Annotated in this window: 20 protein-coding genes, 1 pseudogene and 1 riboswitch; of the genes and pseudogenes, 11 read left to right on the top strand and 10 right to left on the bottom strand. The window is 59.3% G+C overall.

The annotated features are described in order from the left end of the window. Positions 1–107: 107 nt before the first annotated feature. The gene (locus tag BLP65_RS08890; protein WP_217631951.1) at positions 108–1,154 is read right to left on the bottom strand and encodes an Sfum_1244 family protein; all 1,047 of its coding nucleotides are present in this window, start codon (positions 1,152–1,154) and stop codon (positions 108–110) included. 131 nt (positions 1,155–1,285) lie between these two features. Here BLP65_RS08890 and BLP65_RS08885 point away from each other — a divergent pair, with 131 nt between their 5' ends. From BLP65_RS08885 to BLP65_RS08865, 5 genes are all read left to right on the top strand, one after another. Then, positions 1,286–1,834, top strand: coding sequence for a hypothetical protein (locus tag BLP65_RS08885; RefSeq protein WP_092995644.1), 549 nt, complete (start codon positions 1,286–1,288; stop codon positions 1,832–1,834). Positions 1,835–1,961: 127 nt separating this feature from the next. After that, on the top strand, positions 1,962–2,594 hold the full coding sequence (gene tmk / locus BLP65_RS08880) for a dTMP kinase (RefSeq protein WP_092995641.1): 633 nt from the start codon (positions 1,962–1,964) through the stop codon (positions 2,592–2,594). Continuing rightward, a complete protein-coding gene (locus BLP65_RS08875) occupies positions 2,591–3,595 on the top strand; it encodes a DNA polymerase III subunit delta' (protein ID WP_092995638.1) in 1,005 nt (334 codons plus the stop codon). The genes tmk and BLP65_RS08875 overlap by 4 nt, the downstream gene beginning before the upstream one ends. A gap of 36 nt (positions 3,596–3,631) precedes the next feature. Beyond that, entirely contained in the window at positions 3,632–3,982 is a 351-nt protein-coding gene (locus BLP65_RS08870; protein WP_092995635.1) for a PilZ domain-containing protein, read from the top strand. 146 nt (positions 3,983–4,128) lie between these two features. Continuing rightward, on the top strand, positions 4,129–4,911 hold the full coding sequence (locus BLP65_RS08865; protein ID WP_092995632.1) for a TatD family hydrolase: 783 nt from the start codon (positions 4,129–4,131) through the stop codon (positions 4,909–4,911). A 6-nt stretch (positions 4,912–4,917) separates the two neighbouring features. Here the strand turns inward: BLP65_RS08865 and BLP65_RS08860 are convergent, their stop codons facing one another. After that, complete coding sequence (locus BLP65_RS08860) at positions 4,918–5,994, bottom strand: cyclic nucleotide-binding domain-containing protein (RefSeq protein WP_092995629.1); 1,077 nt, start codon at positions 5,992–5,994, stop codon at positions 4,918–4,920. A gap of 123 nt (positions 5,995–6,117) precedes the next feature. After that, positions 6,118–7,239: an aminotransferase class V-fold PLP-dependent enzyme gene (locus BLP65_RS08855; protein WP_175452503.1), complete on the bottom strand. Its 1,122-nt coding sequence runs from the start codon at positions 7,237–7,239 to the stop codon at positions 6,118–6,120. Positions 7,240–7,452: 213 nt separating this feature from the next. Between BLP65_RS08855 and BLP65_RS08850 the strand changes: the two genes are divergently transcribed. From BLP65_RS08850 to BLP65_RS08835, 4 genes are read left to right on the top strand one after another with little or no spacing between them, the layout of a single operon-like run. Beyond that, positions 7,453–8,544, top strand: a complete 1,092-nt coding sequence (locus BLP65_RS08850) for a 4Fe-4S dicluster domain-containing protein (RefSeq protein WP_175452502.1) — start codon at positions 7,453–7,455, stop codon at positions 8,542–8,544. Further along, the gene (locus tag BLP65_RS08845) at positions 8,541–9,389 is read left to right on the top strand and encodes an FAD/NAD(P)-binding protein (RefSeq protein ID WP_217631950.1); all 849 of its coding nucleotides are present in this window, start codon (positions 8,541–8,543) and stop codon (positions 9,387–9,389) included. The genes BLP65_RS08850 and BLP65_RS08845 overlap by 4 nt, the downstream gene beginning before the upstream one ends. Before the next feature lie 3 nt (positions 9,390–9,392). Beyond that, on the top strand, positions 9,393–10,220 hold the full coding sequence (locus BLP65_RS08840; protein ID WP_092995623.1) for an NADH-quinone oxidoreductase subunit B family protein: 828 nt from the start codon (positions 9,393–9,395) through the stop codon (positions 10,218–10,220). Next, a complete protein-coding gene (locus tag BLP65_RS08835; protein ID WP_092995620.1) occupies positions 10,217–11,512 on the top strand; it encodes a Ni/Fe hydrogenase subunit alpha in 1,296 nt (431 codons plus the stop codon). The genes BLP65_RS08840 and BLP65_RS08835 overlap by 4 nt, the downstream gene beginning before the upstream one ends. 187 nt (positions 11,513–11,699) lie before the next feature. On the opposite strand, the gene BLP65_RS08830 is transcribed toward BLP65_RS08835, so the two are convergent. Beyond that, positions 11,700–11,954, bottom strand: coding sequence for a hypothetical protein (locus BLP65_RS08830; RefSeq protein ID WP_092995617.1), 255 nt, complete (start codon positions 11,952–11,954; stop codon positions 11,700–11,702). A 450-nt stretch (positions 11,955–12,404) separates the two neighbouring features. Between BLP65_RS08830 and BLP65_RS08825 the strand changes: the two genes are divergently transcribed. After that, positions 12,405–12,602: a CsbD family protein gene (locus BLP65_RS08825; RefSeq protein ID WP_092996269.1), complete on the top strand. Its 198-nt coding sequence runs from the start codon at positions 12,405–12,407 to the stop codon at positions 12,600–12,602. A gap of 71 nt (positions 12,603–12,673) precedes the next feature. Here BLP65_RS08825 and BLP65_RS08820 read toward each other — a convergent pair whose 3' ends face one another. Further along, the gene (locus BLP65_RS08820) at positions 12,674–13,102 is read right to left on the bottom strand and encodes a rhodanese-like domain-containing protein (protein WP_092995614.1); all 429 of its coding nucleotides are present in this window, start codon (positions 13,100–13,102) and stop codon (positions 12,674–12,676) included. Between the two features lie 95 nt (positions 13,103–13,197). Here BLP65_RS08820 and BLP65_RS08815 point away from each other — a divergent pair, with 95 nt between their 5' ends. After that, positions 13,198–13,509: a DUF3579 domain-containing protein gene (locus BLP65_RS08815; protein WP_092995611.1), complete on the top strand. Its 312-nt coding sequence runs from the start codon at positions 13,198–13,200 to the stop codon at positions 13,507–13,509. Positions 13,510–13,597: 88 nt separating this feature from the next. Here the strand turns inward: BLP65_RS08815 and BLP65_RS08810 are convergent, their stop codons facing one another. The 5 genes and pseudogenes from BLP65_RS08810 to BLP65_RS16915 form a co-directional block, all read right to left on the bottom strand. Beyond that, positions 13,598–14,974, bottom strand: coding sequence for a type II toxin-antitoxin system HipA family toxin (locus BLP65_RS08810; RefSeq protein ID WP_092995608.1), 1,377 nt, complete (start codon positions 14,972–14,974; stop codon positions 13,598–13,600). After that, positions 14,974–15,237, bottom strand: a complete 264-nt coding sequence (locus BLP65_RS08805) for a hypothetical protein (RefSeq protein WP_092995605.1) — start codon at positions 15,235–15,237, stop codon at positions 14,974–14,976. Before BLP65_RS08805 ends, BLP65_RS08810 begins: the two co-directional genes overlap by 1 nt. Positions 15,238–15,362: 125 nt before the next feature. Further along, complete coding sequence (locus BLP65_RS08800) at positions 15,363–16,631, bottom strand: aminotransferase class V-fold PLP-dependent enzyme (protein ID WP_092995602.1); 1,269 nt, start codon at positions 16,629–16,631, stop codon at positions 15,363–15,365. Between the two features lie 588 nt (positions 16,632–17,219). Beyond that, a riboswitch (cyclic di-GMP riboswitch) is annotated at positions 17,220–17,321 on the top strand. A gap of 344 nt (positions 17,322–17,665) precedes the next feature. Next, positions 17,666–17,887, bottom strand: coding sequence for an SHOCT domain-containing protein (locus tag BLP65_RS08795; RefSeq protein ID WP_092995599.1), 222 nt, complete (start codon positions 17,885–17,887; stop codon positions 17,666–17,668). Between the two features lie 71 nt (positions 17,888–17,958). Continuing rightward, a pseudogene (locus tag BLP65_RS16915) lies at positions 17,959–18,615 on the bottom strand (hypothetical protein); the annotation flags it as partial.

Below are 18,615 nucleotides of genomic sequence, written 5' to 3'. Positions count from 1 at the left end.
GGTTCTACGCCGGTAGGAGGCCACCCCGTGGCCAAACACGGCGAAGCCGTCATGGCCCGTGGGCTCGCCTTCGTGGATTGTCTTCCCCGTGTTCCCCGTGGTGAAACTTACAACGCGACCTCTTCGATGGCCATGGCCTCCGGCTCCGGCTGCTTCCGGTAGTTCGCGAGAAGCTGGCGCGCCACGGCTTCCCAGTGGGACTGGCCCTTTTCGATCACATCCAGAAGCGGTTCGATGCGCCCCTTGTTCAACCAGGTGGCATTGGCATTGCGCAGAGAGGGGAAAAGTTCACGGCGGATGCCGGACAGATTGGCCATGTAAAAGTGCAGGGCGGCGGGGTTGTCCCGCTCCAGCAGACGGGGAAGGGTGACCAGGGTATCCGCCAGGTGGTCCCGCACCGACCGGGCAATCAGTTCGAAGCGGGTGCGGCCGCTTTCGGCCAGCATCTCCTCCCATTCCCTCCCCAGGCGTTTCCCGGCTTCGATTTCGCCAAGCTCGTGGAGAATCAGCGTTTCGATTTCATCATCCGTGAGTCGATCTAGTCCCTTTTCGACATTATCGTCCAGTCGATAGGCCTGAATCAGATGCGCCATCGGGTGCTCATAGTCCTTGCGCCACTGCCACTCCTCGACTTTTTCCCAAATCGTGCGCCGCAGTGACTCCCGGCGGACGAAAACGCTGCCTTCCCGGGTCATGGCCGGCGGCGCGGTGATGTCTCTGGCCCGTTCACGACCGGCGATGTAAATCGTGCGTTCGTCGAGGGTCTCGCGGCGCTCCAGGTCGGCGAGAAAAAAGTGCGGTTTCCGCCAGGTGCCGATGCCGCCGGAATAGACCATGCCGAGTTCGGAAAGCCTGTTGTTGATCTCTTGGTCCGCAAAGGGGTCAAACTCCTCCCCGTCTATCGATACAGGCGCGTACTCCTGGCCTTCGAGGGTCTCCCAGTGGGCTTCCCGGGCCATTACCCAGGCGCCCAACTCCTCTTTGGGAAGGGGATCCGCGTAACCATAGGCCTGCTCCCAGCGGAATAGCTCGCGCATTTTCAGCAAGTAGATGCAGATCGTGTATTCACGGGCATAGAGGGCATCGGAGATGTCACAATTGTGCTGCACGGTCGCTACAAGGGCGTGCAGCATCTCGTCGCTGGCGGTTACCATGATGGACTCCATATCGCCTGGAGAGGTTGCCTCCAGATAAATGTTGAGTAAAATACTAAACTATCGATGGCGGTAGCGCTAGCTTTTGCATTCCGGCTGCCTGTGTGCGGCCACCAACCAGGAGATTCCCCGTGCGCGTCAAGAGCAAATGGCACAACAAAAAGCGTGAGAAGTCCATTGAGGAGATTGCCGGCGTGGTCGCATTCAACGGCTGGCGAATCGCCCAGGACAGCGTCAACAAGATGTACAGCGACGGTTTCAACTTCCGTTCCAATGAACAGCTTCTGGATACCATCGGCGAGTTTCTCGCCTTTTTCATCGTCATCACCGATCACTGGGTCGCCGAACGCGTTTCTGATGATGCCGAGCGTCAGCGCTTCACAAATGCCCTGGCACTGAAGCTAGTCGATACCATGAATGAAAACCGGGTCGAGGAGCTCGGCCCGGCGGACTATCGGGAAGAATTCGTTGGGAGGCTCAATGCGCGCCTGGCCGACTACTCCCAATACAAGGTCATCGATGGCGAGCCGAGCTATCCACTTCTGCGCCTGTTTGGAAGCTACGTCGAGTCCGTAATGGGTGCCGATAACAAATGGGTCCAGGAGCAGGTGATGGAAGTAGAGACCCCCGCTGCGCTGAAAAGGTTGCGTACGGCCTTCGAGGGGCCGTTCGGCGGCTAAGGGACGAGGTACAAGATTCGAGGAACGAGGACTCGCGTCCCGAAACTTCGAATCTCGTAGCCTCACTGAATTTGCCGCGTTCGGTGGTGCCCGGTACCATCCCCGGATGATTTCATGAGGGCACCCGATGCGAGGCCGTTTCATTACCCTGGAAGGTTCCGAAGGCAGCGGCAAGAGTACCAATCTGGCCTATATCCGTCAGCGGCTGGAGGAGTCCGGTGTCGACGTGGTAGTGACCCGTGAGCCCGGCGGCACGCCTCTTGGGGAGTCCATCCGTGATCTGTTGCTCGATCACCGTAATTCCGACATGGGTACCGACACCGAATTACTGCTGATGTTCGCTGCCCGGGCCCAGCACCTGCATGAACGGATCCTTCCCGCACTTGATGCGGGACGCTGGGTGCTCTGCGATCGCTTTACCGATGCCACCTATGCCTATCAGGGTGCCGGTCGCGGGGTTCCCGAAGAGCGCATCGCCACACTGGAAGCCTTTGTCCAGGCGGGACTTCAGCCCGATCTGACCCTCTACCTCGACGTGCCGGTCGAGGTCGGCCTGGCGCGTGCCGGTGCCCGGAGTGAGCCCGATCGTTTCGAACGTGAAGCGGTTGCCTTTTTCGAACGGGTGCGCGAGGGCTATCGGCACCGTGCCTCGGCTGATCCTGAACGGTTCCGGATCATTGATGCCTCCGGTACGCTCGATGAGGTCCAGAAGGGAATCGATACCATTCTCGGCGACTACCTGGCAGGGTTCGCTGCGTGAGTGATGAACCCCTGAAACCCTACCCGTGGCAGGCGGCTATCTGGCACGAACTGGTGCGGCGCCACCGTGCTGATCGTCTGCCACATGCCCTGTTGCTGACTGGACCGCAGGGAATCGGCAAGCGTTCGCTGGCCGCCGCACTGGCCCAGGCCCTGCTGTGCGAACAGCCCGAAGAGGAGGGCACGGCTTGCGGCCGGTGCCGCGGCTGTACTCTTTATGCGGCGGGCAGCCATCCGGACTTCCTGATGCTGGAGCCGCTGGAGGAGGGCAAGTCCATAACCGTGGATCGGGTCCGGGGGGTCGTGGCGTTTCAGGGTTTGAAGGGGCAGTACGGCAACCGGCGAGTGGCCATTGTATCCCCGGCGGATAGACTCAACGTCAATGCCGCCAACGCCTTGCTGAAAACCCTGGAGGAGCCCACTGCGGATATGCTCCTGCTGCTCTGCAGTTCCAGACCGTCGGCCCTCTTGCCCACGATTCGCAGCCGGTGCCAACAGGTCCCGCTGCCGCCGGCAACACCTGAGCAGGCCGGTGAATGGCTCCAGAACCGCGTGGAGGAGCCGGGCGCCGCCGCGGACTTGCTGGCAATGAGCGGAGGGGCGCCTCTGGCGGCGCTGGAATTGGCCAGCGGCGAGCAGTTGATGGTACGCGAGTCCGTCATCGAGGCCTTGCAGGCCCTCAGTGAACAACGGGAACTGCCCCTTGCCGTAGCAGAGCAGTGGTTCAAGGGGGGCGCGGAACCGGTGCTTCGCTGGCTATCGAGCTGTCTGACCGACCTGATCCGGTTGCGGTCGGCTCCGCACTCCGCCCGGCTCTCCAATCCCGACCTGCGTGGGCGTTTGCAACCCCTCGCTGAGCAGGTAGACTTAGGAGCACTCTACCGGCTGCTGGATCGCACCCAGCAGGGAGTGCGGCAAGTTCAGCATCAGGTGAACGCGCAGCTGGTGCTGGAAGAGATCGTGATAACCTGGGCACGCTATTTCCGTGCCTTGTGCCGGTAGAACAAACCATTCAGTTGCTGTCGAGAAGAGGCGGACATGATCCCTGGCGCAGGCCGACAAGGCATTCTTTCGCTGGCCATCAAAGATAAAAGTGCGCTGTATGCCGCTTATATGCCGTTTGTGAAAAACGGTGGCCTGTTTGTCCCTACTGACAAGGATTATCAGCTCGGGGACGAGGTATTTATGCTCCTGACCCTGATGGACGAGGCGGAAAAACTGCCTATCGCCGGCAGGATTGTCTGGGTCACGCCGAAGGGTTCCCAAGGCAACCGTACCACCGGCATTGGCGTGCAGTTCAGTGAACAGGACAAGGGCACGGTGCGCAGCAAGGTCGAAACCTACCTTGCAGGTGCCCTGAAATCGGAACGCCAGACCCATACCATGTAACCACTCCGGCTGTTGTACCCGTGGCGAAGGAATCATTTTGGTTTTGCACCCAAGCTAATCCGTAATGAAAAGCCCACCCGGGCTTTTCCGCAGCCTCGTCCGGGCTCATCCATAATTGCGGTGCAGAAAAAATCCCAACGAATTCTATGCAAGCAAAACTCGTCGATTCTCACTGTCATCTTGATCGTCTTGACCTCGAACCCTTCGGTGGCAGCATGGATGGGGTCCTCGAAGCAGCGGCGGAAAATGGCGTCGCCTCCCTCCTGTGCGTCGCTATCAACCGGGAGAGCCTTCCCGATGTCCTCGAGATCGCCCGTCGTTATTCGAATGTCTCGGCGTCGGTGGGTGTGCACCCCAATGAAGAGGAGGATGCACCGGACGAGGATGAGCTGCTGAGGCTGTCCGACGACCCGGAAGTGGTGGCTATCGGGGAGACCGGGCTGGATTATTTTCGCAGTGAAGGTGATCTGGAGTGGCAACGAAACCGCTTCCGTACCCACATTCGTGCGGCACGTCGTGCAGGCAAACCGCTCATTATCCACTCCCGCGAGGCGCGCGAAGACACTCTTAGGATCATGGAAGAGGAGAAGGCCGACGAAGTGGGTGGCATCATGCACTGCTTTGTGGAGGATTGGGAAACGGCCCGGCGGGCCATCGAGCTCGGTTTCCACATCTCCTTTTCCGGCATCATCACCTTCAACAGTGCACGGGAACTAAGGGAGGTAGCGAAGCAGGTGCCGGATAACCGACTGCTGATCGAAACCGATTCGCCTTATCTGGCCCCGGTACCGAAGCGCGGGAAGCCGAACTATCCCGCGTACGTGCTGCACGTCGCCGAGCGGATCGCCCAGGAGCGTGGTGTGGATTTGGAGACCCTGGCACGCCAGACCACGGAAAACTACCACCGCCTGTTTCCCAGCGCCGGTTAGCGTGGTTCAGGCCTGCTGTTTTATGGCCATCAGACCACCGTCCAGCACGTAGGCATCGAAGCCTCTTTCACTGAGAAGATAGGCGGCGGAGGAACTGCGCCGGCCGGTATCACAATAGACGATGTAGGTTTTGTCCGGGTCGAGGCTCTTCGCCTTGATGCGTAGCAGATAGAGAGGGATATTGAGGCTGTTCCGAATGCTCGCGTTCCGGTGCTCGCTGTCGAGACGGACGTCCAGCAACAGTGCGCCGTCCTTCACCATGGCCCGGGCCTTCTGGTAGTCGACCGTCTGCAGGACCGGTGATTTGAGCAGCTTTTCAAAGTGCTCCTTGGCCAGCCGCATCAGCGAGCCGTCGGTCAACATCGTGATATTGGCGTTGCGCCTTGAGTTGGAGATCAGCGCCTCTTCCCCGAATCCCTGGCCCGGCCCCAGGTTCGCCAGCTTGATGACCTTGCCGCTTTTTCCCGTGTGGGTAACCACGGCGCGGCCGGACGTGAGGTGGTAATAATAATCCCCCTCATCACCCTGCTGGATAATTACCTCACCTGCACGGACGGGCATCGGCTCCATGTGCATGAATATGGCCTGGATATTGGATGGTGGAATGCGATGGAAGATGCTGGAACGCAACATCTGAGTCATCCAGTCACGATCATCCTTATCGGCAGAGACGCCTTTCTCAGCGCTTTGTTCGGCATCGATCTCGTTGACCATATATCCGGCATTCTGATCCCACGTGAGCAGAATATCCAGGAGGTCGTTGTCTATCCGGCAGAAGTGGACGTCGGTGCGGGCGGTTACCGTGGCCAAACGAGGGTTGTGGTGGTCCAGTGGATAGCGCGCCTGGGGTGTATTCGCCGCTACCACCTTTTCGGATCCGGCGCTGACGATCTTTACCTCTCCCGATAGCAGGTAGAACGACTGGTTTATCGTATCACCTGCCTTGAAAAGGGCTCGCCCCTTGGAAAGCTTCTCGATAACGGCTTTCTTCGACACGTCGATGAGGTTTTCATGCGTCAGTTCCGTAAGGGGAATGAAGCGCCTCAATTCCTGGGCATTGACGTGCTGTATGCTCTTGCTCATCTCTGAAGAAATCGGGTGGTCAAGGGGGCCGGCAAGGATTGGGAAGCCGGAATGCTGGATGGGCTGATGCTAACACCTGCTACGGAAGCTCACAATGGCGCAGGGGCGAAGAGGCCGCGGCCATCAGCATTCGGTGACCCATTTCAAAGTCCGGTCGATGGCCTCCAGAGGCGTATAAAAATGCGGGGAAAGACGTATGCCCCCACCGCGCCGCGCACAAAAGACGCCTCGCCGGCTCAGGGCCTCGTGAACGGTTGCATCGGACAACCGATGGTGGTGGAAGGTGAGGATGCCGGAACGTCGATCCGGGCGGAGGTCCGATAGGATTTCGATATCCGGTATCGCCTGAAGACCGGTCACCAGCCTATCCACACGTTGGCGAATGGCCTCTTCCACGACCGGGATACCGATATCGAGGAGCAGTGAAAGGCTGGCGTGCAGACCGTGAACACCGAGCATGTTGGGACTGCCGCATTCGAAACGGCGGGCACTTTCCGCGGCTTTCCACTCCTGGCGATCAAATTCGCCAAGAGCTTCGAGCATGTGCCAGCCATATTGCGTCAGCTTCAGGCAGGGTCGAATTTCCGAACGGCAATAGAATACCCCGAGCCCTTCGGGGCCCAGCATCCACTTGTGCCCATCCGCGGCCAGAAAATCGGCATGGATCGCCTGAACATCCATCGGCAGCGCGCCGACGCTCTGAATTGCGTCGACACAGAACAGGATTTTCCGCTTCCGGCAGAAGCGGCCGATTCGGGCCAGATCCATCTTGAGTCCGCTGGCGTACTGGACGGAACTGATCGCCACCAGCCGGGTGGAGTCGTCCGTTTCGGCCATGATCGCCTCTTCGGGAGAGACGTGCTGGTTGAGCCTGGCCTTTCGAACGGAAACACCCTGGTCCTGCAGTGATTCCCAAACTACACGATTGGAGGGGAATTCCTGATCGGTGATAACGACGGAGTCTCCGGCCTGCCAGTCGAGACCATAAGCCACAAAGGAAAGGGCTTCGGAGGTGTTTTTAACCAGCGCGATGTCCTCGATGGCCGGTGCATGGATCAGCTTGCGCAGTTGCTCCCGCAGTTGCTCTTCGGTTTTCAGCCAACGCGGATAGCCGAGTGAACCCCGGATTCCATTTTCCTCGGCGAACGCCTTCACTGCCTCGACGGTACGTCGGGGCCAGGGTGAAACGGCGGCGTGATTGAGATGAATGAGGCCCTTCTCGAGGGAAAACTCCGGTTCGATCATGTTTGCCATCCTGTCGAAGAGATATCTGTCCTGGCAGTCTTCGGTCCGGTCGCCATTGTGCGGTGTAATCTGGTTCTCAAGCTCGGACAATATTGGCATTCTGCACTATAGCGGGACCAGTTGAAATTCGCTGTGCTGCTGCTTTGCTTAGGGGAGCTTGCATAACTTCCCGCGTTTACCTAACGAGTTGGAGAGCCTATGGATGTGGCATTCATGTCGAAGGAAGGCCTGGATGAGCTGATCAGCCAGCTTGCTGACTCGGGCTATCGGGTTTTTGGGCCGACTGTGCGGGCCGGGGCAGTGGTGTTCGATCGGGTCGATTCTGCGGCACAGCTGCCGGTGGGACTGGCGAGCGTCCAGGAGCCGGGACGGTACCGGTTGGAAGAGAGCGGCAACGTCCGGTTCTTCGACTTCGTCAACGGCCATGAATCGCTCAAGCGTTTCACCTTCGCTGCGCAGGAAAAACTGTGGTCCTTTTCTGCCGATGGGACCTTCCAGTCCGGTCTGTCCGAATCCCCCAGAACCGCAGTTATCGGGGCAAGGGCCTGTGACATCGCGGGGATGAAGGTCCAGGACCGGACTTTTCTAAAAGGGAAACACTCGCCCCATACGGACCCATACTACGCCGACCGACGGGAAAACCTGTTCGTGGTGGCAGTCAACTGCACCCGCTGCGTCGCCACCTGCTTCTGCAGCTCCCAAAACGCCGGCCCCAAGGCTGCGGATGGTTTCGACCTCTCATTGACAGAGCTGGACGAGGGGTTTGTCGTGGAGATCGGCAGTGCGGCCGGTGAGGCCATCGCCGCCAAGCTGGACCTGGTACCACCCAAGGGTGCCAAGGAGCGCGCCGAAGAGGCCATCGAGGCGTGTGCCCAATCCCAGGTCCGCTACATCGACAACGATGGAATCTATCAACTCCTTTTCAGTAATCTCGAGCATCCACGCTGGGATGATGTCGCCGAGCGCTGCCTCTCCTGTGCCAATTGCGTGATGGTGTGTCCCACCTGTTTTTGCCACCGTGAAGTGGAAGTGCCCTCTATGGACGGTACCGGCAGCGATCACGTTCGCCAGTGGGATGCCTGTTTTACCCTCGAACACGGAAGTACTCACGGCAGACACCTTCGGCCCGAGGTACGTCAACGTTACCGGCAGTGGCTCACGCACAAGGTGGGGGCGTGGTGGGAACAGTTCGAAACCTCGGGATGTGTCGGTTGCGGCCGCTGCATCACCTGGTGTCCCACCGGGATTGATCTGACCGAAGAGATCGCCGCCATCAGGGCGCAACCGGGGGAGAAGGCATCGTGAGTGCACTACTGAGCAATAATCCCTATTTGCCGATGGTCGCCGAGGTGGTGGATCAGATGGAGGAGGCACCCGATATCGTCACATTGCGCCTGCGCCTGACGGAGCCGCATGAGCGGGATGCCTATCGCTTTGAGCCTGGCCAGTTCAACATGCTGTATTTGGGACGGGTAGGGGAGGTCCCCATTTCTATTTCATCGGATCCTGCCGAACCGGAGCTCATCGACCACACCATTCGCGCAGTTGGGCGTGTGACCGAGGGCCTGGTCCGGCTTGGCAAGGGCGACAAGGTAGGGTTGCGCGGTCCTTTCGGTACCGGCTGGCCGATGCAAAAGGCGAAAGACCGGAATCTGCTGGTGGTTACCGGCGGTATCGGCTGTGCTCCGACAGCCTCGGTGGTGGGCTATGCCCATGAACGCCGTGACCAGTACGGAAAGGTCACGGTAATGCATGGTGTTCGCCAGCCACGGGATCTGATCTACGGCAATCGATTCGATGCCTGGTGCGATGCGAAAGACACGCAGTGCCTGTTCGCTTCCCAGGAGTCGGGCCCGAACTGGAAATGGCACCTCGGACTGGTCACCGAACTGCTCGACCAGGTCGAGCCTGAGGCCATCGAGGGAATGGTCATGATGTGCGGCCCTGAACCGATGATGCGTGCCGTGGCCGAGGAGTTGTTGAGGCGGGGGCGGCCCATCGATGATATTTATCTGTCGATGGAGCGGAGTATGCAGTGCGGTCTGGGACACTGCGGGCATTGCCAGTACGGCCCCGATTTCATCTGTAAGGATGGTCCCGTTTTTCCGTATAGCCGGGTCCGTGAACTGATGAAGGTCAAGGGATACTGAATCATGGACAAACCGAAGATATCCGTTCACAAGTTCTCTTCCTGTGACGGTTGTCAGGTGCAGATACTGAGTCTCGAGGAGGAGCTGCTGCAGCTGGCCGACCGGGTGGACATTGCGTTCTTTGCCGAGGCTACCAGCCGTATGGACCCGGGCCCCTATGCCGTCTCTTTCGTCGAAGGTTCGGTTTCCACTCCGCATGAGATAGAGCGAATCAAACATATTCGCGACATCAGCGACCTTGTGGTTTCCATCGGCGCCTGTGGGCAGTCCGGTGGACTCCAGGCACTGCGAAACTGGGGGGATCTGACGTACTACCTCAATGACTTCTATACCGAGCCCGAGCACATCGATGCGTTGCCGCAGTCCACGGCGTTTCATGAGCATATCGTGGTGGACTGGGAGGTGCCCGGCTGTCCCCCGGACCAGGGGCAACTCAAATATGTGATCAACAGCGTGCTGTCGGGGGTCAAACCGAACCTGCCCAGCGAGGCGGTGTGCCTGCAATGCAAACGCGACGGTAATGTCTGCGTGCTGGTCTCGCAGGATCAGCCCTGCATGGGGCCGATTACGCGTACCGGCTGCGGTGCTCTCTGTCCCCATCAGGAGCGGGACTGCTATGGCTGCTTCGGACCTCAGGGCGGTGGCAATATCGACGCCCTCGGCCGCCGCTTCAATGGCGCCGGGCTCACACCGGCCGATGTGGTGAGCCGGTTACGGCTGATCTACAGCTGGGCCGAACCCTTCCGCGGGGCTTCCTTGAGATGGGAAAAAGGGGCTCCGGATGCACCGCTGCCACCGCAACCCCATAAACATGGAGGGATGCGGTCGTGAGTGAACGGAAGATCGAAGTCCCCGTTCTGTCGAGGGTCGAGGGGGAGGGAGCGCTCCACGTCAAAATCCGTGACGGTCAAGTCGAGGATCTGAGGCTGCGTATCTTCGAGCCGCCGCGCTTTTTCGAGACCTTTCTGCAGCAGCGGGACTGGCGGGAAATCCCGGACATCACCGCACGCATTTGTGGTATCTGTCCGGTGGCCTATCAGCTCAGCGCCTCTCAGGCCATTGAAGCTGCCTTTGGCGCAGTGTTGACCCCGGAGATCCATGCCCTTCGCCGTCTCTACTACTGTGGTGAGTGGATCGAGAGCCATGCGCTGCACATTCATTTGTTGGCGGCACCCGATTTTTTCGGATTCCCGGATGCCATGTCGCTGGCCAAGTCTTATCCGGCCGAGGTCCGCCGTGGTTTGCATCTCCAGGGCCTTGGCAATGATCTGGTGAAGATGTTCGGTGGCCGGGCCGTCAACCCGGTGGGTGCACGGCCGGGCGGTTTCTATCGGGCGCCCTCGCACTCGGAAGCACGCGCCATGCTGGAGCGTTTCCGTGCCGCTCGGGATGATGCTGCCGAACTGATTAAATGGACTGCCACGTTCGACTATCCCGATATTCACCGGGATGCACCCTGGGTCAGTCTCCGCCACAGCAGCGAATACCCCATGGCGCAGGGTAATATTTTCGCCAGTACAGGGCTGGAAATCGAGGTCGCAGACTTCGAGCAACACTACCGTGAATTTCAGGTCCCGCACTCTACGGCACTTCACGCTCATCTGGACGGCAAACCCTATTGGGTCGGACCGTTGCCGCGACTCAACAACAACCTGGACAGACTGCCGGATGCAACCGCCCGCCTTCTGGAGAAGACCGGCATCCGTTTTCCGAGCAACAATCCGTTCCACAGTGCCGTGGCGAGGTCGGTGGAGATTCATGTCGCCATCGAAGAGGCCACCCGCATTCTCGAGGCCTACCTCAGCCAACCCCTGCCAAAGCCCTATGTGGATATCGTACCGAGAGAGGGGGAGGGGGCTGGTTGTACGGAAGCGCCGCGGGGGATCCTCTGGCACCGATACCGGTTCAATGCGGAAGGCAAGGTGGTCAAGGCGGTGATTACGCCACCCACCAGCCAGAATCAGGCGCACATGGAAGACGATCTGCGTCAGAGTGTGCTGGAATCCCTGGCACTCGATGATGGCGCATTGCAGTCGCATCTGGAGGCGGGGGTCAGAAATTACGATCCCTGCATCTCCTGTTCGACCCACTTTTTGAAAACGACTATTGATCGCGACACCTGAACGGTTCGCCCAGGAGCCCTGTCGGACTTGACCGATCTTAGCGAGGGAAAGCCGGTTTGAGACAGATTTTTCGATCTTTCGAGGCGAATAGTGGGTCTATTTAACGAGAAAGATCGGAAAATCTGGCCAAATCCGGCTTTTCCGCAGTAGATCAGCGTTAAGTCCGACAGGCTCCTAGAGGCACGGTTCACCTCCGGCGTAGGATGAATACGCCGGTACAAATCACCATCGAAATGAACACCAAGGCAGTAACTGCCAGGATCGCCGGGGACAACTCGTCACTCCAGAGCAGTGGCAGGCTGCTCAAGACCACGAAGGGCCATACAAAGGTAAATGCCACGTATTTGACCGGACTCATGGCCGGATTACGTGAAAAGGTGGACTGCACCATCGGGCCAATGGCAGCAATCACGATGGCCGCCAGCCAGACAACGTCCGTCATATCGCCCCAACTCCCTTTTGTTGACCGGGCGGGTGTGTGCCCGAAGCCTGCTTAAACGAGTCTAGTGGTCCATGTGGAAAATAGTGTAACGCTCAGCCGTTCTCACAAGCGCCCTTGGCAAGGCGCAGGAGCGCAGGACTGGCCGTAAGCCAATTCAAGCGACTGCAACGCAGCCGAGGAGGCTTGTGAACCGGCCCGAAGGGAGCCCCGCTAATGGACCAATCCTGCGCCGCGATGTAGGTCGGGCTTTAGCCCGTCGCGAACCGATGACGGCGTGAAGGCCAACCTACAGGCATCCGGCCCGGGCCGGCGCACGATTCCCAAGCATCGCAGCGCGCTTTGTCGTGGCCCATTAGCGGGGCACGTCCCGAGTATTGCGTAATTGAACGGATGGCCGATACCAGGGGTTGGGGTCTAGAACTCAAGAAGGAAATACCAATGGAGGCAGCCATGGACTGGAACCAGATCGAGGGCAACTGGAAACAATGGAAAGGTCGCGCAAAGGAGCAGTGGGGCAAGCTGACCGACGACGATCTCGATCGCATCGAAGGTAAACGTGACCGTCTGGTCGGCTATCTTCAGGAGCGCTATGGCATTGCCAGGGATGATGCCGAGAAGAAAGCCGACGAGTTTCAGCGGAAGCATTGACCCCGTAAGGCACTAAAGGCCCGCCCAGGCAAAGCGGGCGGGCCTTTAGCTGTTCAAGGCTGCCGGGAGAGTTAACACTGCTCCCACGGCAGGTTCTCAAAACGCCAGCCACCCAGACTGCTCCGGTGATGGTGCTCATCGAGTTCCCCTTCAAAACCGTCCAGCACGTTGTAGACCTGAGGGAGCCCCGCCTGGACCAGCGCCTTGCCTGCCTCGAGCGAACGTTTGCCACTTCGGCAGATGAGAATCACGGGGGCGCACATACTGTCCGCTTCACAGATTACCCCTCCTAGCATCAGGGCCTTTACCTGTTTGACGAAGTTGGGGTTGATATCCCAGTCTGGTTCGTCGATCCAGGGAATGTGAATGGCACCGACCGGATGGCCGACAAAGAGAAACTCCATACCGGATCGAATGTCGATGAGTACGGCCCTTGGTTCGCTTTGGAGCAGTTCATAGGCACCGCTGGGCTTCAGGTGACGCAGTAGGGATTCGGGCATAATTGTTGGTGTCCATTAGTATATGTTATAAGTATATAGAATTAGCTTGGTCTCAAACAAGACCATTCTGTTTTTGCAATCACATCCAGGAACCTATGAGTCTTTCAGTGCAGATCATTATCAGGAACTTCACCAAGGACGGGCAGCGATTCCGACCTGGCGATTGGGCGCAGCGCCTTGCATCGGTCGCAGGCCGAACCGGTTCGGGAGGCCGTATCCGGTTCCATCCCAAAGTTCGCGTGATCACCATCGACGGTGCCAACTGCGTGCTGGTGGATACCAGTCTGGAACAGCAAGAGCCGATGCTGCTGAAGTTTCTGCTGGATTTCGCCAGAACCAACAACCTGGTGACTGAAGAAATACCGCAGGGGCTTGACTACCCGGAACCCCATGCGGCGGAAGCCTGAGGCCCTCAAGGGGCTACGATTTCCGGCTGTTACTCCAATAAGCAATTCGCATAATGTATATTATGTAAAGTCACGTAGTATGGAGGGATCAAGCACCATCCAATGCGATCCGCAGGTGCTCCCGTTCCCGCTGAACCGTGGCGGCCAGTCGGTGGCGGCGCTCTTCCGGTACGGCACTCAGACTTTGCACCCGCTCTGCATAATCATCGGTCACCTCAAGCGACCACCTGAGCATCTCGCCGGCCTGCTTTCGCGTCAGCCCGTATTTCGTTCCCAGCTCGATCAGGTTCTCGCCGAAGCCCCCGATTGTGTCGTCGAAATCGAGAGGTACCGCGAGTCGGACATCATGTTGTGGCCAAGCCCGCATGGGCGCCGGGTCATAGATCGGCGAGAGGCGGACCTCTTCCGGCCCACCCAGAAACGAGAGGTTTTGCAGGTGCATGTCGCCGTTGCCGGTACACACCGCCATACACAAGCGTCGATACATCTCCCGTTGCACCGCTCGCACGTCCATGTTTACCACGGAGGCGAGTTTCTCGAGCCATGAACCGACCTCGGCCAGGTCGGTATCCTGATTGGAGTTGAAATCCCTACGCCCGGTGGCGAACACCGAAAACAGACTCTCCATGGGGATCGGGAGCCCTTCGGCAGTGAAATCGAGGCGTTCGACGGCGAGTAATTCCAGGCCATCCAGTGTGGCCCGCCACGACCTCGGTACCTCGAATCCCGCCTCCCGGTGGAGTTCGAGGCACTCGGCTTCGAGTTCGGCGACGCCCCGGTACTCCGAGGGCTCGATCTTGAGCACCACCTCGACGAAGCGCCGCCCCTCCACTTCCGGAGTACCGGGTCGGGCGAATGTGCCATCCCATTCCGGCGCGTCCGGTATGGCAACCAGCAGCTTGGGGATCATGCCGCCGGCGGACGGCGTGGGCCCCAGCAGTTCGGCCACAGCCTCGGCATCCATGAGTTCCACATCGAGGGCGACATCGTCCCGAATGGTCTTCCAGAACCTGGAGCGATTCCCGGGCGTCGGCGCCATGGTCGCAGCGCGGGTGTAGGAGGCTTCGGCTGCACGGTCATCCCGGAACAGGTCGAGATGGCCGATACCGTCGTGGCCTGTGAGTAGCAACAACTCCCAATCCATCTCGAACCCGGTGGCCGGTGGATTGGGTCGTTTCTCCAGGATGCGTGAGTAGATACGGCGCTGGATATTGCGCCGCCCTTCTCCGGGAATCAGCGCCATGAGGCGGGGATGGAGCGGCATGGCGTCCCGGGCCTGGAATATGACGGGGTTGCGGCCGTAGAGGCGCTGCGAGGAAAGGAGCGCCAGGCCGGCTGCAGCAGGCCCGAGCTCGAGATACTCCTCGGTATAGCTGAATCGGGTCTCCCGAGGCGTCACCACCAGGTCTCCCATCTTGACCGGACCTTCCGGTCGGCGCGTCCAGATGACGGCGTGATAATCCATCAGAAGAAGTCCCCTCGCTGCAGCGACTCGAGTGCATCGTTGTCCGGAACGGCAGTGATGCGCAGCCCGGCAACCTGGGCAAGCCTGGTTACCAGGCCGAAGTCACCATTGCCGCGAGTTTTCATGCGTGAAAGGGTCTCCGGCGCCGCACCGGCCCGTACCGCCAGCTCGCTCTCGTCGATCCCGCGCTTGGCTGCCGCCTGGAGTATCTGGCGCAGGACGCGCTGGAAGGTTTCGGGTTCGGCGAATGAGCGACGTGGCATGACTATTTAATCAATTGGTAGAGGATTTATCAGAAATATTGCTACCAAATGACTAATTAGTCAACTAACATGCGGCGGCCGATCCATGAAAGCGAGATGCGGCAGCTTATGGGGCGTGGACTTGCTCAGGCTCGTTTTGCTATCGCATCAATGGCGGCCAACGTCCGGTCCACCTCTTCGGGGGTGTTGAACAGTCCCGGAGTCACCCGTGCCGAGGACGGCTTATAGGGCGTTTCACTGGTCACGAAATTCCGCTCCAGCAACGCTTCGACTACCTGTTCCGGTCTCATGCCTTCGATATCGAAACAGGTGATGCCGGATGCAAGATCAGGCTTCATTGGGGTGTGCAGTCGGACCTGCGGGATCGTTGACAGGCCTTCCCGCATTTGACGGTTGAGTTCGTGGATGCGTGCAGCGATGGCATCGCGACCAATGTTCTCCTGGAATCGGAATGCGGCCGGCAGTGCCCATTGGTGCTCGAAGGGTTTGAACCCGCCGGGGGTCATGTGACCGCCCCAGGTTCCGTCAGGGGTAAACGTCGGAATGGTGATGTCCACCTCTGCGGTTCGCTCCGGCCGGCCCCAGATGATTCCCGTACCCCTGGGTCCGAACAGCCATTTGTGGGCGCCTGCGGCGAAAAAATCACAGCCGAGGTCGCTCACCTGGAAATCCTCCACACCGAAACCGTGCACACCGTCAAGAACCAACAAGACCCGGTCGGTCTCATCCCGACGACGATTGATGACTGCCAACTCTTCGGCAATTTGCCGAACCGGCAGTTTCAGTCCTGTCTTCGAGTGCACCCAGGTCAGACCGAGCACCCGTGTTTCGGGACGCACTTCAGCAATCAGTCTGTCGACGATGCGTTCTGTGCTCACTGCGGAGGCTTCCGCGGACGGCATCGGCACGATGCGAAGGGATGCACCTGTGCGGCGGCTTGTATATCGCAGGGCCTGCTGGGTCGCGTAGTAGTCTTCTTCGGTGGTGAGCAGCTCCTGATCGGAACGAACCCGAATACCGTTGTAGATTTGGGATAGTCCCATCGTGGTGCTGTCCGTCAGCGCCACCTCCTGGTACCGGGCACCGATGAAACGTGCAGCGGCCCGGCGCGCCCTGCGCTCCAGATCCCAGCGGTTTTCCATGGCATAGAGGGCGGGACTTTCGTCCAGAGCGATTCGATATTCGCGGATGGCGTTATGAACAGGCTCCGGGTGGGATGTCAAAAGCAGGCCAGCCATATTGACGTAAGTCGGATCAAGCCGGAACTGGGCCCGGATGGTCTCCCAGTCGCCATCCACTATTTCAGCCCCTGTCGCCCTGCGGTAACCGCCAAGTTCCGGTAATGCAGCAGCCAGTGTTGCGACTGTGAGGAAATCGCGACGCCTGAGTGGCATGGTACTTCCTTTTCCGTCTCCTGCCCGTGAAGTATAGCGGGCACTTCTATAAATTCGTCATTCCCGCAAAAGCGGGAATCCAGCTGTTGTTTATACTGGGCTCCCGCTTTCGCGGGAGTGACGAAAAAAAAGAATTTTCAGAGGTTCCCCAGCCTGTCGGACTTAGGTGCCCGTAGCGAGCAAGGTGGGAGAGTGAGACCAAATTTTCATGATTTCGAGGCGCATACGAGTGCAGGGATGCACTCGATAGAGCGACGCATGCCGCCATGGACGGCGGCATTAGAGAATGTCTGGAACCTATTCTCGAGGAGCCAAAGCCGAGTGGGTCTACGCAACGAGAAATCGGGGAAATTTGGGCCGCTCTCCCACCGGCGCACGACTGCATGGATGCAGGAGGTAGAGCAACGCAGGGAGCAGTTGCCGAGTAAGAACATCCTAAGTCCGACAGGCTGCTAACCACTCCCTTTGCCGAACGGTCGGCCTTGAAGCTCGATTCAGGGCAATACTTTGAAGCTCGTTAGCACGGAAACGGCATTTCCGTATTCCCACGGATGGTGGCTGCTGAAATGCCGCCTATCCTCACGGTAAGCCTGTTAAAAGCAACCTTGTCGAAAGGCAAGGGCGCAAAGCCACCGGCCTAAGGGATGCGTCCTTCCGGGACTAACTTCCTAAGGCAGCGGAGCTGCCAGGCTTTCTCTTTTCTTCAGGTCGCAACGGCTTCTGATTGCCTGGCAAATGACTTTTTTGCGTCCCACCATTTTTGCACCGGGGGCTGACCAAGCGCTTTAGTGCCTCAGTCATGCGATCCCGATCAGCGGCTCGCAGGTACTTCAGATTTAAAAAGCGATTCCGGAAGATAGTCCGACAGGAAAGCCCCGTCGCATAGAAAAAAAAGGGTGGTCTGGGGAGACCACCCGGCAAGGTCCAGCTTTGATGGTTAGGCACTATTAAAAATAGCAGCCATTCCCGGAAATGCCAGTACGGATCGAAAAATTTTTCGAGCTATGCGCGTGGCTGCCCGTTCGGCAGGCGACCTACTCCAGTTCACGTCTCATCTTTTCGAAGTCGTCCTTGCTGATCTCTCCGCGTGCGTAGCGCTCTTTGAGGATGTCGATGGCGGCGTTACGACTGGTCCCCGCCAACAGAAATTTGATGACGGCGACAATGCCGAGGATCACCAAGATCCAGAACAGCACCATCAAAAGCCAGCCCGGCCAGAAACCGCCGCCGTAACCGTGCATATTATCCCACCACATGCCTTCTCCTCTCCCGACGCTTGCAGTAGGCCGGCCCCCAAGGGACCGGCCTACCGGGATGTCTAGAGACACTACCGGTTATCTGTAGTGCCCGTGTCTTCCTCGCTTGGCGCTGTCGTTTCCGGGGCCATACCCGGCCCCTTCATGCCGGGACTCTTCATGCGGTTATCTGTAGTGCCCGTATCTTCCTCGCTTGGTGCTGCCGTTTCCGGGGCCATACCCGGCCCCATCATGCCGGGACCCATCTGCCGACCGTAGCCCGGGCCCATCTGTCCGCCGTAACCCGGGCCCATCTGTCCGCCGTAACCCGGGCCCATCTGTCCGCCGTAGCCCGGGCCCATCATACCGGGACCCATCTGCCGACCGTAGCCCGGGCCCATCATGCCGGGCCCCATCATGCCGGGCCCCATCATGCCGGGCCCCATCATGCCGGGCCCCATCATGCCGGGACCCATCATACCGGGACCCATCATACCGGGACCCATCATACCGGGACCCATCATACCGGGACCCATCATACCGGGACCCATCATACCGGGACCCATCTGCCCGCCGTAGCCCGGTCCCATCTGCCCGCCGTAACCTGGGCCCATCTGTCCGCCGTAACCCGGGCCCATCTGCCCGCCGTAACCTGGGCCCATCTGTCCGCCGTAGCCCGGGCCCATCATACCGGGGCCCATGCCCATGCCGGGGCCCATGCCCATGCCGGGACCCATGCCCATGCCGGG

The sequence above is a fragment of the Thiohalomonas denitrificans genome (genome assembly GCF_900102855.1).
Taxonomy (GTDB): domain Bacteria; phylum Pseudomonadota; class Gammaproteobacteria; order Thiohalomonadales; family Thiohalomonadaceae; genus Thiohalomonas; species Thiohalomonas denitrificans.
Note: the sequence above shows the minus strand (reverse complement) of the source record. Positions and strands in the feature narration are given on the sequence as shown.

Bases quoted from the DNA above. Each gene is read 5' to 3' on its own strand.
- BLP65_RS08890 (WP_217631951.1), bottom strand. From the start codon at position 1,154: ATGGTAACCGCCAGCGACGAGATGCTGCACGCCCTTGTAGCGACCGTG.
- tmk (WP_092995641.1), top strand. From the start codon at position 1,962: ATGCGAGGCCGTTTCATTACCCTGGAAGGTTCCGAAGGCAGCGGCAAG.
- BLP65_RS08870 (WP_092995635.1), top strand. From the start codon at position 3,632: ATGATCCCTGGCGCAGGCCGACAAGGCATTCTTTCGCTGGCCATCAAA.
- BLP65_RS08865 (WP_092995632.1), top strand. From the start codon at position 4,129: ATGCAAGCAAAACTCGTCGATTCTCACTGTCATCTTGATCGTCTTGAC.
- BLP65_RS08860 (WP_092995629.1), bottom strand. From the start codon at position 5,994: ATGAGCAAGAGCATACAGCACGTCAATGCCCAGGAATTGAGGCGCTTC.
- BLP65_RS08855 (WP_175452503.1), bottom strand. From the start codon at position 7,239: ATGATCGAACCGGAGTTTTCCCTCGAGAAGGGCCTCATTCATCTCAAT.
- BLP65_RS08850 (WP_175452502.1), top strand. From the start codon at position 7,453: ATGTCGAAGGAAGGCCTGGATGAGCTGATCAGCCAGCTTGCTGACTCG.
- BLP65_RS08840 (WP_092995623.1), top strand. From the start codon at position 9,393: ATGGACAAACCGAAGATATCCGTTCACAAGTTCTCTTCCTGTGACGGT.
- BLP65_RS08830 (WP_092995617.1), bottom strand. From the start codon at position 11,954: ATGACGGACGTTGTCTGGCTGGCGGCCATCGTGATTGCTGCCATTGGC.
- BLP65_RS08825 (WP_092996269.1), top strand. From the start codon at position 12,405: ATGGACTGGAACCAGATCGAGGGCAACTGGAAACAATGGAAAGGTCGC.
- BLP65_RS08820 (WP_092995614.1), bottom strand. From the start codon at position 13,102: ATGCCCGAATCCCTACTGCGTCACCTGAAGCCCAGCGGTGCCTATGAA.
- BLP65_RS08815 (WP_092995611.1), top strand. From the start codon at position 13,198: ATGAGTCTTTCAGTGCAGATCATTATCAGGAACTTCACCAAGGACGGG.
- BLP65_RS08810 (WP_092995608.1), bottom strand. From the start codon at position 14,974: ATGGATTATCACGCCGTCATCTGGACGCGCCGACCGGAAGGTCCGGTC.
- BLP65_RS08805 (WP_092995605.1), bottom strand. From the start codon at position 15,237: ATGCCACGTCGCTCATTCGCCGAACCCGAAACCTTCCAGCGCGTCCTG.
- BLP65_RS08800 (WP_092995602.1), bottom strand. From the start codon at position 16,631: ATGCCACTCAGGCGTCGCGATTTCCTCACAGTCGCAACACTGGCTGCT.
- BLP65_RS08795 (WP_092995599.1), bottom strand. From the start codon at position 17,887: ATGTGGTGGGATAATATGCACGGTTACGGCGGCGGTTTCTGGCCGGGC.